This window comes from Onishia niordana (genome assembly GCF_004798965.1).
Lineage (GTDB): Bacteria > Pseudomonadota > Gammaproteobacteria > Pseudomonadales > Halomonadaceae > Onishia > Onishia niordana.
Genome location: NZ_SDSD01000006.1, coordinates 148,673 through 161,697 on the forward strand (window position 1 = coordinate 148,673; position 13,025 = coordinate 161,697).

The 13,025-nt window shown below is 59.7% G+C and carries 15 protein-coding genes; 12 read left to right on the forward strand and 3 right to left on the reverse strand.

Annotated elements, in window-relative coordinates:
* Positions 1–31: 31 nt before the first annotated feature.
* The gene (locus ETC27_RS12525; RefSeq protein WP_306462169.1) at positions 32–991 is read right to left on the reverse strand and encodes a calcium/sodium antiporter; all 960 of its coding nucleotides are present in this window, start codon (positions 989–991) and stop codon (positions 32–34) included.
* A 159-nt stretch (positions 992–1,150) separates the two neighbouring features.
* On the opposite strand from ETC27_RS12525, the gene ETC27_RS12530 reads away from it, so the two are divergent.
* The 9 genes from ETC27_RS12530 (at position 1,151) to hisD (ending at position 8,148) form a co-directional block, all read left to right on the forward strand.
* Positions 1,151–1,963, forward strand: a complete 813-nt coding sequence (locus ETC27_RS12530; RefSeq protein WP_136255338.1) for an ATP-binding cassette domain-containing protein — start codon at positions 1,151–1,153, stop codon at positions 1,961–1,963.
* Positions 1,960–2,742 carry a lipid asymmetry maintenance ABC transporter permease subunit MlaE gene (mlaE, locus tag ETC27_RS12535; protein ID WP_136255339.1) on the forward strand — a complete coding sequence of 261 codons (783 nt, stop codon included), beginning with the start codon at positions 1,960–1,962 and terminating at the stop codon, positions 2,740–2,742. The genes ETC27_RS12530 and mlaE overlap by 4 nt, the downstream gene beginning before the upstream one ends.
* A complete protein-coding gene (gene mlaD, locus ETC27_RS12540) occupies positions 2,739–3,203 on the forward strand; it encodes an outer membrane lipid asymmetry maintenance protein MlaD (protein ID WP_136255340.1) in 465 nt (154 codons plus the stop codon). The genes mlaE and mlaD overlap by 4 nt, the downstream gene beginning before the upstream one ends.
* A 26-nt stretch (positions 3,204–3,229) precedes the next feature.
* On the forward strand, positions 3,230–3,892 hold the full coding sequence (locus ETC27_RS12545) for an MlaC/ttg2D family ABC transporter substrate-binding protein (protein WP_136255341.1): 663 nt from the start codon (positions 3,230–3,232) through the stop codon (positions 3,890–3,892).
* Positions 3,889–4,239 carry an STAS domain-containing protein gene (locus ETC27_RS12550; RefSeq protein WP_136255342.1) on the forward strand — a complete coding sequence of 117 codons (351 nt, stop codon included), beginning with the start codon at positions 3,889–3,891 and terminating at the stop codon, positions 4,237–4,239. The genes ETC27_RS12545 and ETC27_RS12550 overlap by 4 nt, the downstream gene beginning before the upstream one ends.
* A gap of 204 nt (positions 4,240–4,443) precedes the next feature.
* Positions 4,444–4,698, forward strand: a complete 255-nt coding sequence (locus ETC27_RS12555; RefSeq protein ID WP_136255343.1) for a BolA family protein — start codon at positions 4,444–4,446, stop codon at positions 4,696–4,698.
* Between the two features lie 13 nt (positions 4,699–4,711).
* On the forward strand, positions 4,712–5,977 hold the full coding sequence (gene murA / locus ETC27_RS12560) for a UDP-N-acetylglucosamine 1-carboxyvinyltransferase (RefSeq protein ID WP_136255344.1): 1,266 nt from the start codon (positions 4,712–4,714) through the stop codon (positions 5,975–5,977).
* A 26-nt stretch (positions 5,978–6,003) separates the two neighbouring features.
* Positions 6,004–6,645: an ATP phosphoribosyltransferase gene (gene hisG, locus ETC27_RS12565; protein WP_136255345.1), complete on the forward strand. Its 642-nt coding sequence runs from the start codon at positions 6,004–6,006 to the stop codon at positions 6,643–6,645.
* A 180-nt stretch (positions 6,646–6,825) separates the two neighbouring features.
* Positions 6,826–8,148: a histidinol dehydrogenase gene (gene hisD, locus ETC27_RS12570; RefSeq protein WP_136255346.1), complete on the forward strand. Its 1,323-nt coding sequence runs from the start codon at positions 6,826–6,828 to the stop codon at positions 8,146–8,148.
* A gap of 191 nt (positions 8,149–8,339) precedes the next feature.
* Here hisD and ETC27_RS12575 read toward each other — a convergent pair whose 3' ends face one another.
* Positions 8,340–9,578 (reverse strand): Do family serine endopeptidase, encoded by a 1,239-nt coding sequence (locus tag ETC27_RS12575; protein ID WP_136255347.1) that lies wholly within the window; start codon positions 9,576–9,578, stop codon positions 8,340–8,342.
* A 99-nt stretch (positions 9,579–9,677) separates the two neighbouring features.
* Between ETC27_RS12575 and ETC27_RS12580 the strand changes: the two genes are divergently transcribed.
* On the forward strand, positions 9,678–10,466 hold the full coding sequence (locus ETC27_RS12580; RefSeq protein WP_136255348.1) for a Nif3-like dinuclear metal center hexameric protein: 789 nt from the start codon (positions 9,678–9,680) through the stop codon (positions 10,464–10,466).
* A gap of 95 nt (positions 10,467–10,561) precedes the next feature.
* Here ETC27_RS12580 and ETC27_RS12585 read toward each other — a convergent pair whose 3' ends face one another.
* Positions 10,562–11,002: a Z-ring associated ZapG family protein gene (locus ETC27_RS12585; RefSeq protein ID WP_136255349.1), complete on the reverse strand. Its 441-nt coding sequence runs from the start codon at positions 11,000–11,002 to the stop codon at positions 10,562–10,564.
* A gap of 224 nt (positions 11,003–11,226) precedes the next feature.
* Here ETC27_RS12585 and zapE point away from each other — a divergent pair, with 224 nt between their 5' ends.
* Both zapE and rplM read left to right on the forward strand, forming a co-directional pair.
* Entirely contained in the window at positions 11,227–12,417 is a 1,191-nt protein-coding gene (gene zapE / locus ETC27_RS12590) for a cell division protein ZapE (protein WP_136255350.1), read from the forward strand.
* Between the two features lie 176 nt (positions 12,418–12,593).
* On the forward strand, positions 12,594–13,022 hold the full coding sequence (rplM, locus tag ETC27_RS12595) for a 50S ribosomal protein L13 (protein ID WP_136255351.1): 429 nt from the start codon (positions 12,594–12,596) through the stop codon (positions 13,020–13,022).
* Positions 13,023–13,025: the final 3 nt, after the last annotated feature.

Consider the following 13,025-nt stretch of genomic DNA (forward strand, 5'->3'; position numbering starts at 1 on the left):
GGTGAAATTGTTGCCCGTTGTCAGGTTTCACTCAAGCGCCAGCCACGCTGGATTGCACCAGCAGGCCAAGATAGCCGGCATAGATCAATGTCAGCAGGGCGCCCGGGATACGGCCTAGACTGCCGCGACGCTGCCACAGCAGCCAGCAGCCCAGCAGCAGCGTTAAAACCAGCATGGTGGGGTAATCGCGGCTGATGGCCTGAGCATCGACTAGCCCCGGTGCGATCAAGCCTGGCATCGGCAATACCGCTAGCATGTTAAAGAGATTGGAGCCGATGACATTGCCGATGGCGATGTCGTGGTGGCGCTTGAGGGCGCTGGCCACGCAGGCGGCGAGTTCGGGCAGGCTGGTGCCGATAGCCACCACTGTCAGGCCGATCACCAGTTCGCTAACACCAAAGGCGCTGGCAATTTCGCTGGCGCCCCATACCAATAGCCGCGAACTTGCCACCAGCAACACAAGCGTGGCCATCAGCCAGGCTAGTGCCTTGGGGAGTGCCATGTCGGGGATCTCGCCATCCTGTGTTTCATCGCTGCCACTGCTGGCGTCGGCGCGAAATAGCCACCACAGGCTGAAAACCAGCAGTGCAGCAAGCAGCAAGGCGTCAGTGAGGCCGAGCTCGCCATCTGCCAGTGCGTAGCCGGCAATGCCGGTGGCGCCAAGCAATAACGGAAGCTCCCGGCGTACGATCGAGAAGCGCACGGGTATCGGGGCGATCAGGGCGGTAATACCAAGCACAAGGCCAATATTGGCGATGTTGGAGCCCAGCGCATTGCCGGTGGCAAGGTCGGGGGTGCCGTCTAACGAGGCCATGATGGCGACAATGATTTCGGGAGCCGAGGTGCCCAGCGCGACGATGGTCATGCCGATCAGCAACTTGCTCATTCCCGCGCGATACGCGGTGGCAGCCGCGGCTCCCACGAAGCGGTCGGCACTCCACAAAAGGCCTACGAAGCCAAGTGCGACGGCAAGCAGGGGTAGCAGCATCATCAAAATGAGTCCGTGTCTGATCAGTTAAGAGCGGCCAATTAAACGCGTTGGGACGCTGCGAATCAAGGTGGGGCCGACAAGCACCAGCCTGGGTGCTGGCAGTGTCCGTGATGGTTAATGTACGATGTTCGATAATTTTCGTGTGGAGGTTACAACGCCATGGACGATTCGCCCTTGGTGGTGGTCGAAGGGCTGCGCTTTTCACGTGGTGACAGGGAGATCTTCCGGGGCGTGGATATGACGATCCCCCGCGGCAAGATTACCGCGATCATGGGGCCCAGCGGTTCCGGCAAGACGACCTTGCTCAAGCTCATCGGTGGCCAGTTAACACCGGATGCCGGTCGGGTGATGATCGATGGCGAGGATATCCACGCGCAATCGCGCAAGAAGCTTTTCACACTGCGGCGCAGGATGGGCATGCTCTTCCAGAGTGGCGCGCTGTTCTCGGATCTTAGTGTCTTCGAGAACGTGGCGTTTCCACTGCGCGTTCACACGGACTTGCCCGAGGCAATGATCCGTGACGTGGTATTGATGAAGCTCGAGGCCGTGGGGCTGCGCGGTGCTCGCGAGCTGATGCCCGCTGAGTTATCCGGTGGTATGGCGCGCCGTGTGGCGCTGGCGCGTGCCTTGGCATTGGACCCGGAGCTGATCTTCTACGATGAGCCTTTCGTTGGTCAGGACCCGATTTCCATGGGGGTGCTGGTCCAGCTGATTCGGCGCGTCAATGATGCCTTGGGGCTCACTGCCGTGGTGGTGTCCCACGATATCAAGGAGACCTTGTCGATCGCCGATTACGTCTACGTCATTGCCGATGGCAAGGTGATGGCTCACGGCACGCCCGAGAGCTTGAATGTCGACCAGGATCCTCGCGTCAGCCAGTTCATGCACGGCGAGCCCGATGGTCCGGTGCCATTTCATTACCCGGCCGACGATTTCCACAAAGACATGCTCAACGCGGGAGTGAAGCGATGATCACGCGTATTACTCGCCTCGGGCGCCGCGGCTGCGATCTGGTCGAGGCGCTGGGTCGTGCCGGCATGTTTCTGGGGCAATCGCTGGTCGGTCGCCCCTCCGGAGAAGGGGTCAAGCTGTGGCTTCGTCAGATGCACTTCATTGGTGTGCTGTCGCTTGCCATTATCCTGGTGTCGGGGCTTTTCATCGGCATGGTGCTTGCGCTGCAGGGCTATACCATTCTGGTGGATTTCGGTGCCGAGGATGCGCTGGGTCAAATGGTGTCACTGTCGCTGCTGCGTGAGCTGGCCCCGGTAGTGGCAGCCTTGCTGTTTGCTGGGCGTGCAGGCTCGGCACTGACCGCAGAAATCGGCCTGATGAAGGCCACTGAGCAGTTGAGCAGCATGGAAATGATCGGTGTCGACCCGCTCAAGCGAGTCGTGGCACCGCGTCTTTGGGCTGGCTTCGTTTCGCTGCCATTGTTGACTGTCGGATTCAGTGTCATCGGTATTTGGGGGGGGCATCTGGTGGGCGTTGAGTGGCTTGGCGTCTACGAAGGATCCTATTGGGGCAACATGCAGGCCAGCGTCGATTTCGTCGATGATATCGGCAATGGCATGCTCAAGAGCCTGGTCTTTGCCTTGGTCGTGACCTGGATTGCCGTGTTCCAGGGGTATGACCTGGTGCCTACTTCGGAAGGCATATCACGCGCTACCACAAGAACGGTGGTGTATTCCTCGCTGGCGGTATTGGGACTGGATTTCGTGCTGACCGCGCTGATGTTTGGAGAAATGGGATGAAGCGCAGCAAGATGATGGAGTTTGGCGTCGGGCTGTTCATGCTGGCAGGAATCCTCGGGGTCATCTTCCTGGGGTTGAGCGTGAGCGGGATGGCCTTCAACGGGGGTAAGGAGACCTATACGCTCCAGGCTAATTTCGCCAATATCGGCGGCCTGAAGCCACGTGCAAGGGTCACGATGGCGGGGGTGACCGTGGGTCGGGTAGAAGACGTCGAACTGGATACAGAATGGTTCGATGCCCGAGTGACCTTGGCCCTGGACAGTCGCCTCGAGGGGCAATTGTCACGTGATACCACAGCGGCGATCCTGACGTCCGGGTTGCTCGGTGAGCAGTATATCGGCCTGTCGGTGGGCGGTGATCCCGAGACGCTGGCTGATGGAGATACCATCAGCGATACCCAGTCGGCGCTGGTGCTTGAGGAGCTTATCCAGCAATTCGTTGCCAATATGGCCCAAGATTAATCATGACCTGCCTTGAGAGACGATCCATGCGAGCACATTCGACGTTTTCCTTCCATTGGCTGTTGGCTCTGCTGCTATGGGCCTTGATTCTCCCGGCTCAGGCCCAGGCCCAGGCTGATACGCCTCGCCAATCCCCCGAGGAGTTGATCCGCGAGAGCATCGACGATCTGATGGGGCAGATAGAAGGCCGTCGCGGCTATTTCTCCGAGAATATCGATGAACTAAAGACCCTCGTCGATAACAGCCTCGATGATGTCGCCGACTTTCGCTATATCGGCGCCAGCGTCATGGGACGGTATTTCCGCAACGCAAGCCCGGCGCAGCGGTCTCGTTTCGCCGATACCTTCCGCCAGACGTTGATCGATACCTACGTCAAAGGGTTGGTGACTTTCGATTACCAAGAGGTGCGGGTGCTTGATCAACAGCAGGATTCGCGTCAGCCCGATCAGGCGAGTGTTGACATGGAAGTGGTCGCGGAGGATGGCACCGTCTACCCCGTCAGCTATTCGTTGCGCCTGAGTGACGATCAGTGGAAAGTCGTTAACGTGATCGTCAATGGGATCAATCTGGGGCTGACCTTCCGTAATCAATTCGATCAGGCGATGCGTGACAACGACCGTGATTACGATGCGACTATCAGTGGCTGGTCGCCTGATGTTGACGTTAGCGATCAAGGACAGGGGGCGTGATCCGTCTATTCGACGAGCAGGGTGTGAGCCTTAGCGCCTTTGAGGGTGAGCTCCAGGTCAGTGGCGACGTGGATTTCGATGTTGCCGCGTCCCTGGCGGCTGCTGGCGTCAAGTGGCTTGCACAGCAGTCCGCAGCGACTGAGTTGCACCTTGATCTGCGCGGCATCGACCAGGTCAGTAGCGCCGCTCTGAGCGTGATGCTTGAATGGTTGAGAAGTGCGGATAACGCAGGTCTCGAAGTGAAACAAGTGCAGCTTTCTCCGGCGCTTGCCAGGCTTACCGCCCTTGCCGGGTTGGATTCGCTACTGCCTCAGGGTGACGCCCGCGAGGCTGCCTCATCCACGTGATCACCTCGTCCAGACCGTGAGTCTGTGCCGTGGCCAAGGTTTCTGATCAGCATCCTGATCGGGTTTCTTGGCCATGGTGAGCTTGCTCGCCTTATCCGCCATCGCCATTGGCGTTGCTTTTGATTACCATGTGCCCTTTCTTAGTCTCGTGATGCGGTGATGTTTCAGCACCGCACCCTTCCCGTGTTCCCAAGGAGGCATCCCATGCAACCCCAAGACGTCAAGGCGTTGCTCGAGACGCGTATTGCCGATTGTGATTTCCATATCCAGGGTGAAGGCTGCAATTTCCAGGTCATCGCCGTGGGCGAGGTTTTCACTGGTCTGACGCCCGTCAAGCGCCAGCAGCTGATTTACGGTGCGCTCTCCGATGAGATCGCAAGCGGTGCCCTGCATGCCGTCAGCATCAAGACCTACACCCCAGCTCAGTGGCAGACCGCCGCCGAAAATGCCAGCGCCTGATTAACGGACTTTCATGGATAAGCTGATCATTACCGGCAATGGCCCCCTCGATGGTGAGGTGTGGGCCAGTGGAGCCAAAAATTCGGCTCTGCCGATCCTGTGTTCGTCGTTACTTGCCGAAGGGCCGGTGACGCTCGGCAATTTGCCGCATCTACAGGACATCACGACCTCCCTTGAGTTACTCGGGCGTATGGGTGTCGAACTGGTGATGGGTGACAAGATGGCCATCCAGCTTGATGCATCCAAGGTGACCGAGTGTCATGCGCCCTATGATCTGGTCAAGAAGATGCGCGCCTCGATTCTGGTGCTTGGGCCACTGTTGGCGCGATTCGGCAAGGCCGATGTGTCGCTGCCGGGCGGTTGTGCCATCGGTTCGCGCCCGGTCGACCTGCATATACGTGGTCTGGAGGCGATGGGGGCCGACATCAATGTCGAGAATGGCTATATCCGCGCTACCGCTCCGGGGGGGCGTCTCAAGGGTGCAACCATCTTCTTCGATGTGGTGACGGTAACCGGTACCGAGAACCTCCTGATGGCGGCGGCCCTTGCTGACGGCACCACCGTGCTCGAGAATGCGGCCAAGGAGCCCGAGATCGTCGATCTGGCCGAATGCCTGATCAAGATGGGGGCGCAAATCCGTGGTCACGGCACAGATACCATCACCATTGAAGGCGTCGAACACCTTCATGGTTGCTATCACGACATCATGCCCGACCGCATCGAGACGGGGACCTTCCTGATCGCGGCAGCCCTGACGCGTGGCCGCGTGAAGGTACGCCGCACGCGTGCCGATATTCTCGAGGCCGTGCTTGCCAAGCTCGAAGAGGCCGGTGGTCACTTAACGACCGGCGAAGACTGGATCGAGCTCGACATGAAGGGCCAGCGGCCGAAGGCGGTCAACGTGCGCACCGCGCCGTACCCGGCCTTTCCCACTGACATGCAGGCGCAGTTCGTGGCCATGAATGCGGTGGCCGAAGGTACCGGGCGCGTGGTCGAGACGATCTTCGAGAATCGCTTTATGCACGTCCAAGAGCTAAACCGCATGGGCGCCAATATTGCCCTTGAAGGTAATACGGCGGTAGTAACCGGTGTCGAAAAGCTTTCCGGTGCGCCGGTTATGGCCACGGATTTGCGGGCCTCGGCTTCGCTGGTGGTCGCGGCGATGATCGCCGAGGGTGAGACCCTGGTCGATCGCATCTATCACATCGATCGCGGTTACGAGTGCATCGAGGAAAAGCTGCAGCTGCTGGGCGGCAAGATTCGTCGCGTACCCGGCTAGTCATCCATGGAATTGTGAATCCCATCATGTCCAAGCAACTGATCCTGGCCCTTTCGAAGGGCCGTATTCTTGACGAGACGCTGCCGCTGCTGGCGGATGCCGGCATCTGGCCCGCCGAAGATCTGAGCAAGAGCCGTAAGCTGCTGTTTGACACCAACTTGCCAGACGTGAAGCTGGTGGTTATCCGCGCGACCGACGTGCCTACCTATGTTCAGCTAGGCGCTGCTGACTTAGGCGTTGCGGGCAAGGACGTGCTGCTTGAGCACGGTGCCGAGGGGCTTTACGAGCCATTGGATCTCGAGATTGCCCGCTGCAAGCTGATGACCGCGGGCATTACCGGGGCCGAGCCGGCGCGCGCGCGCCGTCGCGTGGCCACCAAGTTTGTCTCGGTGGCGCGCCAGTACTATGCCGAGCAGGGTATTCAGGCCGAGGTCATCAAGCTCTATGGCGCCATGGAGCTGGCCCCGTTGATGAACCTGGCCGACGAAATTGTCGATATCGTTGATACCGGCAACACCTTGCGCGCGAATGGTATGGAGCCCCGCGAGAAGATCGCCGATATCAGCACGCGACTGGTCGTCAATCAGGCCGCCATGACCATGAAGCATGATCGTCTGAAACCGTTGCTCAGTCGTTTGCGTGAGGCCGTGGCGAGTCGTCGCGGCTAAGCCTGGTCGCTCGTGAAATGCTGCCCCTAACGTTAACGCCTTACATGCCTGTGCCCGTGCCGGCATCGCGCGATAGCGTGAGTATCTCGGCACCATAGGGGCGTGCTGCTTGTCAGCCACTCTCTGGCGACACATGCTAATCGCCTGTCTTCTTATTTCATCGTCTGTGTAGAGAGCACCATGACCGATTCCGTTGCCGCCTCCCTCGACATCTCCCGGCTGTCCACTCAGGCAGCCGACTTCGATGCCCGCCTCGATGCGCTGCTGGCTTGGGAGGGTGTGTCCGACGCCGACGTGCAATCGCGGGTGGAAGAGATCCTGCGCGGTGTTCGCGAGCGTGGCGATCAAGCCCTCGTCGAGTATACCAATCGATTCGATCGTCTATCGGCGACAGGTATGGGAGAGCTGACTATCGGCGCCGAGCGTCTGCGCCAGGCCTTCGAGGGCCTGCCGGCCGAGCAGCGAGATGCCCTGGCGGCGGCTGCCGAGCGGGTCCGGCTCTACCACGAGCACCAGAAGCCCGAATCCTGGCAGTATACCGAGGCCGATGGCACGGTGCTTGGTCAGCAGGTCATGCCGCTGGATCGGGCCGGCATCTATGTGCCCGGCGGCAAGGCGGCCTATCCGTCTTCGGTATTGATGAACGCCATTCCGGCCCATGTTGCCGGCGTCAATGAGATTGTCATGGTGGTGCCGACCCCGGATGGCATTCTCAACGAACTGGTGCTAGCAGCGGCGCACCTGGCTGGCGTCGATTGGGTCTTCACACTGGGCGGCGCACAGGCGGTGGCGGCGCTCGCTTATGGTACCGAGACAGTACCACGGGTCGACAAGATCGTGGGGCCAGGCAATATCTATGTCGCCACCGCCAAGCGGGCCGTGTTTGGCCAGGTGGGTATCGACATGATCGCTGGGCCCTCAGAGATACTGGTGATCTCCGATGGTGTGACCGATCCCGATTGGCTGGCCATGGATCTCTTTTCCCAGGCCGAGCACGACGAAGATGCTCAGGCGATTTTCATCAGCTGGGACGCAGAGCATGTGGCGGCGGTCGAGGAAGCCATGGCCCGCCTGCTGGCGGGCATGGAGCGTGCGCCGATCATTCGTGACTCACTGGCTGCCCGAGGAGCGCTGATCACCTGTCGCGATCGCGACGAGGCCGTTGCCCTAATCAATCGCATCGCACCTGAACACCTGGAGCTGTCGCTCGAGGAGCCTGAGGCGCTGCTGCCCGAGATTCGTCATGCCGGGGCCATCTTCATGGGGCGCTACACCGCCGAGGCTCTGGGGGATTACTGCGCCGGGCCCAATCACGTGTTGCCGACGTCTGGCACGGCGCGTTTTTCTTCGCCGCTGGGTGTCTATGATTTCCAGAAACGTTCCTCGATCATTCACTGTTCGGCGGATGGGGCTTCGACGCTTGGGCGCACCGCTTCGGTATTGGCTCGAGGGGAGTCGCTGACCGCTCATGCGCGCTCTGCCGAGTATCGCATCAAGGACTGAGCTTGCTCCCGTGCTGAAGCGCAGGCGTAGGCTTGCGGGCTCGCTGCGCTTGGGCTAGCCCGTTGATTGATGCGGGCTCGGACGCTTACTACGAGCTGAATGCCATGTTAAAAGGTCCCGCCAATGGCGGGACCTTTTTTATTGCGCCTTTCTGGGCCGTTAGTGACTGCCTGGACCATCATGCTGAGGCTCTACTCACTAGGTGAGGCATCTGGCGGTGGCGGGCTCACCTCTGCGGTGGGGCGCTCGCCTACTTCGAGATTTACCTCCAGGCGTTCGCCGTTGCGCACTAGGCTTAGCGGCAGCGTGGTGCCTGGGGCGATGGCCGCGATGTCGGTCATCACTGCCCTTGCGTCTCGAATGGTGCGGTCTTTGACTTCAAGCAACACATCGCCGGGTTGGATGCCTGCCGCATCGGCAGGGCCGTCGGGGACGACGCCCGAGATCACGATCCCGACGACAGAGTCCAGACCAAAGGAGGCGGCAAGCTCAGGTGTCATCTCCTGGGCCTCGATGCCGAGCCAGCCACGAATGACGCGGCCCTTGGTGACCAGTTCGTCGAGAATTTCTCGGGCCAGGTTGGCAGGAATGGCGAAGCCGATGCCCTGAGACCCGCCGGAGCGAGAAAAGATGGCGGTGTTGATGCCTACCAGCGCGCCTTCGGGATTGATCAGCGCTCCGCCGGAATTGCCTGGATTGATGGCGGCATCGGTCTGGATGAAATCTTCATAGGCATTCAAGCCCAGATGGCTGCGGCCGGTGGCGCTGACAATCCCCATGGTGACGGTCTGGCCTACCCCGAAAGGGTTGCCGATGGCGAGTGCCACATCGCCTACCGCGGCCTGTGATGAATTGGAAAGGGCGATGACAGGCAGGTCGTCAAGGTCGATGCGCAGGACAGCTAGATCGCTCTCGGGGTCGGTGCCGATGACCTGGGCGAGCGTCTCGCGGCCATCGCGCAGCGCGACCTGAATCTGATCGGCGCCACTGATGACATGATGGTTGGTTAACACATAGCCCTCATCGCTTACGATGACGCCAGACCCCAGACTCGAGAGCATGCGTTGGCGACTGGGCATGTCTTTATCGGAAAACTGCCGAAAGAAGGGGTCCGACATCAGGGGGTGCTGTTCACTCTCGACGATGCGTGAGGAATAAATGTTGACGACGGCAGGTGCCGCTCGCTCCACTGCCTCTGAGTAGCTGACCGGGCCGGCATTTCGAGATAGCGCGGGGGCATCACGCACCTCGGGGGCTGGGCGATTGATCTCTGGCGTATCGGTTACCTGTAGTTCGGGCTCAGGACTGTTGGATGGCAGCGGGAGGTCGGGCGACTGCTCACCAAGCTGGGGGAAGGCAATCAGCAGTAAAACGGCAAGCAGAATGCCGGCCACGGACGGCCAGACGAGGGGCAGGAGAAAACGACGCATGTGAAATCCTTGTCATCGCTGGCGGTCGATGGGGGTCGACGCAGCCGGTACAATCGCTGAATTGTACCATTGCTCATTTATCGATGCCCGGAGGACCGAATGATATCTCGCGATACCCTGGTCGCCGCTTGTGACAAACACTTGCAGGCGGCGCGTTTCAAGGATTACACCGTCAACGGGCTGCAGGTTGAGGGGCGTGATCGCGTAGCACGCGTGATGACAGGGGTGACTGCCTGTCAGGCGCTGGTCGATGAGGCGATCGCTTGGCAAGCGGATCTGCTGCTCGTCCATCACGGCTACTTCTGGAAGAACGAGCCAGTGGAAGTGACCGGCATGAAACGCCGCCGGCTGGCTGCCTTGCTGGCCAATGACATCAACCTGCTGGCGTATCATCTTCCCTTAGATGCGCACCCCTCACTGGGAAACAATGCCTGTCTGGCCGAACGGTTGGGCCTGGTAGTCGATGGTTGTGCCGACGGCGAACTCGGGGAGGGACTTCTATGGTTGGGTCATCCTGGCCAGGCTCTTGCCGCTGAGGCTGACAACGATCAGGGCCTGGACGAGCGCGCACTGGCGAAGCATGTCAGTAAAAAGCTTGGTCGGGAGCCGCTGCTGATTGAAGGGCATCAGGGGCCGATCAAGCGTGTTGCATGGTGCACAGGTGGCGCTCAGGACATGATTACCGCCGCTCATGCGGCAGGCGCGGATGTCTTTATCTCGGGCGAAATCTCCGAGCGTACTACCCACTTGGCTCGCGAGTTGGGAATCGGCTATCTGGCAGCGGGCCATCACGCGACCGAGCGGTACGGTGTTCAGGCCTTGGGGGAGTGGTTGGCCGCCGAGTATGGGGTTACCCACCGGTTCGTGGATATCGATAACCCGGCCTGAAAAGGGCGTTTCATTGTCTGAAACTAACAGTGCCGGCGTAGATGGCCGGCACTGTTAGTCATGGTTGTTGGTTCAAACGCCAGAGGCGAGTGTGATCAATAGCGCGGCGGCTGGGCGTCAGGCTGTTCTTCGCCGCGGCGAAGGCCGAAGTCCTCTGACAAGGTGCCACGTCCGCCATCGGCGTAGTCGCGCGGCATGTCGGGTGACTCGCCGGATTCTGCCTCTTCGCTTTCCGGTTGTAAGCGGCGCTTGACCTGCAAGTCTTCACAGAGCTGCTCGGCGCCTTGTGAGAGTTGTTGCTCTAGTTCGCGGCTTTGGCGTTGAATGCTGGAAACGAGGTCGTGCGCACGCACGAAATGATCGTTGAGCGAATCCTTGACCTGGTGAAGTTCAAGTTCCTTCTCGGCCAGGCGTTGACGCACTTTTTGATTGCGGGCCACGTTGGCATTGAGAAGGTGGTAGCCCAACGCGCCGATGCCAATGCCTGCAAGGCCGCAGGCCAGCGCCAGGATCCAATCGATATTGCTCTCGTACACGTCGTTCCCCTTAAAATTCTGTCTACCCGGCACTGGAGCTTTAGCGCCGGGGTGGCGCGTTGTCGAGGTCGCGACTGGCGCCTCCCTAGGGCCCATTATATGGGGGAGAGCGAGACTCAGGTCAATGCGCGGTCGCGGTGATAATGGCTGCTCTGTGCGCTAGACCTCCCAATACGTATAATATTCGCTTTCGATCACCAACGTCCGAGGTAGGCAAGACGCTGATGTGTGCGACAACGACTTCTGCTGGAACTCCAGCGTCCGCTGCGGCGGGAACGCCCCTGGCTCGTTACCAGGCCGATCTCAAGCGCGAGGGATTCGCGTACGATGAGGCTCAGGAGCAGGCAGTTCGTCACCTGCAGCGGCTCTATGATGACTTGCTGACTATTCCGCAGCGTGCGCCGCGTCTACCTGCCAAAGAGCGTGCGGGGCTCAAGTCTCGAGTCGCTGGCCTGTTCGGCGCTAAACAAACGGCATCGCCCTTCGAGGCGGCGCCTGCGGTGAAAGGGCTGTACTTCTGGGGCGGTGTGGGTCGCGGTAAGACCTATCTGGTCGATACCTTCTATGAGGCGCTGCCTTTCTCCGAGAAGATGCGCACGCATTTTCATCGCTTCATGCAGCGGGTCCACAATGAGCTTGAGCACTACAAGGGTGAAAAAGATCCGCTGAAGCTGATTGCTGCCAAGTTCGCTCGCGAGGCGCGAGTGATCTGTTTCGACGAGTTTTTCGTCAAAGACATCACGGATGCCATGATTCTCGCTACTTTGTTGGAGTCCCTGTTCGAACATGGCGTGGTGTTGGTCACGACCTCCAATATCGTGCCCACGGAGCTCTACAAGGATGGCCTGCAGCGGGCCCGCTTCCTCCCAGCCATCGATCTTCTCGAGCGCCATTGTGAGGTCGTCAACGTCGACTCCGGCATTGATTATCGCCTGCGTGCCTTGGAGCGTGCCGAAATCTTTCACTCTCCGCTGGATGACGAGGCCGATGCAGAGCTATCGCGCAGCTTTCGCGAGATTGCAGGCCATGACGGCGAGCAAGATGAGCGTATTGAGATCAATCATCGAGTGCTGCGTGCACGCCGCTTGCATGACGATGTGGTGTGGTTCGATTTCGCTGAGCTCTGCGATGGCCCCCGCAGCCAGAATGACTATATTGAGCTGGCTCGCGAGTTTCATACCGTGCTGGTTTCCGGTGTTCCGCGAATGGGGCGGGGGAGCGATGACCAGGCCCGACGCTTTATCAACATGGTTGATGAGTTTTATGACCGCGCGGTGAAGCTGCTGATGTCGGCCGAGGTGCCAGCCGAGTCGCTATATACCGAAGGTAGTCTTGGTTTCGAGTTCGATCGCACGCTTTCAAGGCTGCAGGAGATGCAGTCCCACGAGTATTTAGCGCTGCCTCATAAGCCCTGAAATTCTGCCCGAACGCTTAACCTAGTGGTGTGAGTCGTGTACACTGCGCTCTCGCTCGAACGTTGTCGGTCGATTTGCCTCTATAGCAGACGCTCGACAACCAAGAAAAATAGGGATGGTAGGCAGCGTCATCAGACGTTTAGTCCTGCCCCATGCGACAATTGGTGATTCAACCCATGAAGACGTTTTCTGCTAAGCCGCAGTCCGTCGAGCGCGACTGGTATGTCGTCGACGCTACGGACAAGACCCTCGGTCGCCTGGCCACCGAGATTGCTCGCCGCCTGCGTGGCAAGCACAAGCCGGAATACACCCCGCACGTTGACACTGGCGATTACATCGTCGTGGTCAACGCTGAAAAGGTGAAGGTCACCGGCAATAAGGCACAGGCCAAGACCTACTATCGTCACACGGGTTACCCGGGTGGCCTGCGCTCCATGAACTTCGAGAAGATGATTGGCCACGCCCCTGAGCGCGTCATCGAGTTTGCCGTCAAGGGCATGCTGCCGAAGGGCCCGCTGGGCCGTGCCATGTACTCGAAACTCAAGGTCTATGCCGGTACCGAGCATCCGCATGCCGCCCAGCAGCCGCAAGAACTGAACATCTAAGGG

Excerpts from the sequence above, each read along its gene's own strand:
- ETC27_RS12530 (WP_136255338.1), top strand. The coding sequence starts at position 1,151 with ATGGACGATTCGCCCTTGGTGGTGGTCGAAGGGCTGCGCTTTTCACGT.
- zapE (WP_136255350.1), top strand. The coding sequence starts at position 11,227 with ATGTGTGCGACAACGACTTCTGCTGGAACTCCAGCGTCCGCTGCGGCG.
- murA (WP_136255344.1), top strand. The coding sequence starts at position 4,712 with ATGGATAAGCTGATCATTACCGGCAATGGCCCCCTCGATGGTGAGGTG.
- mlaD (WP_136255340.1), top strand. The coding sequence starts at position 2,739 with ATGAAGCGCAGCAAGATGATGGAGTTTGGCGTCGGGCTGTTCATGCTG.
- hisG (WP_136255345.1), top strand. The coding sequence starts at position 6,004 with ATGTCCAAGCAACTGATCCTGGCCCTTTCGAAGGGCCGTATTCTTGAC.
- ETC27_RS12580 (WP_136255348.1), top strand. The coding sequence starts at position 9,678 with ATGATATCTCGCGATACCCTGGTCGCCGCTTGTGACAAACACTTGCAG.
- hisD (WP_136255346.1), top strand. The coding sequence starts at position 6,826 with ATGACCGATTCCGTTGCCGCCTCCCTCGACATCTCCCGGCTGTCCACT.
- ETC27_RS12575 (WP_136255347.1), bottom strand. The coding sequence starts at position 9,578 with ATGCGTCGTTTTCTCCTGCCCCTCGTCTGGCCGTCCGTGGCCGGCATT.
- rplM (WP_136255351.1), top strand. The coding sequence starts at position 12,594 with ATGAAGACGTTTTCTGCTAAGCCGCAGTCCGTCGAGCGCGACTGGTAT.
- ETC27_RS12555 (WP_136255343.1), top strand. The coding sequence starts at position 4,444 with ATGCAACCCCAAGACGTCAAGGCGTTGCTCGAGACGCGTATTGCCGAT.
- ETC27_RS12545 (WP_136255341.1), top strand. The coding sequence starts at position 3,230 with ATGCGAGCACATTCGACGTTTTCCTTCCATTGGCTGTTGGCTCTGCTG.
- ETC27_RS12525 (WP_306462169.1), bottom strand. The coding sequence starts at position 991 with ATGATGCTGCTACCCCTGCTTGCCGTCGCACTTGGCTTCGTAGGCCTT.
- mlaE (WP_136255339.1), top strand. The coding sequence starts at position 1,960 with ATGATCACGCGTATTACTCGCCTCGGGCGCCGCGGCTGCGATCTGGTC.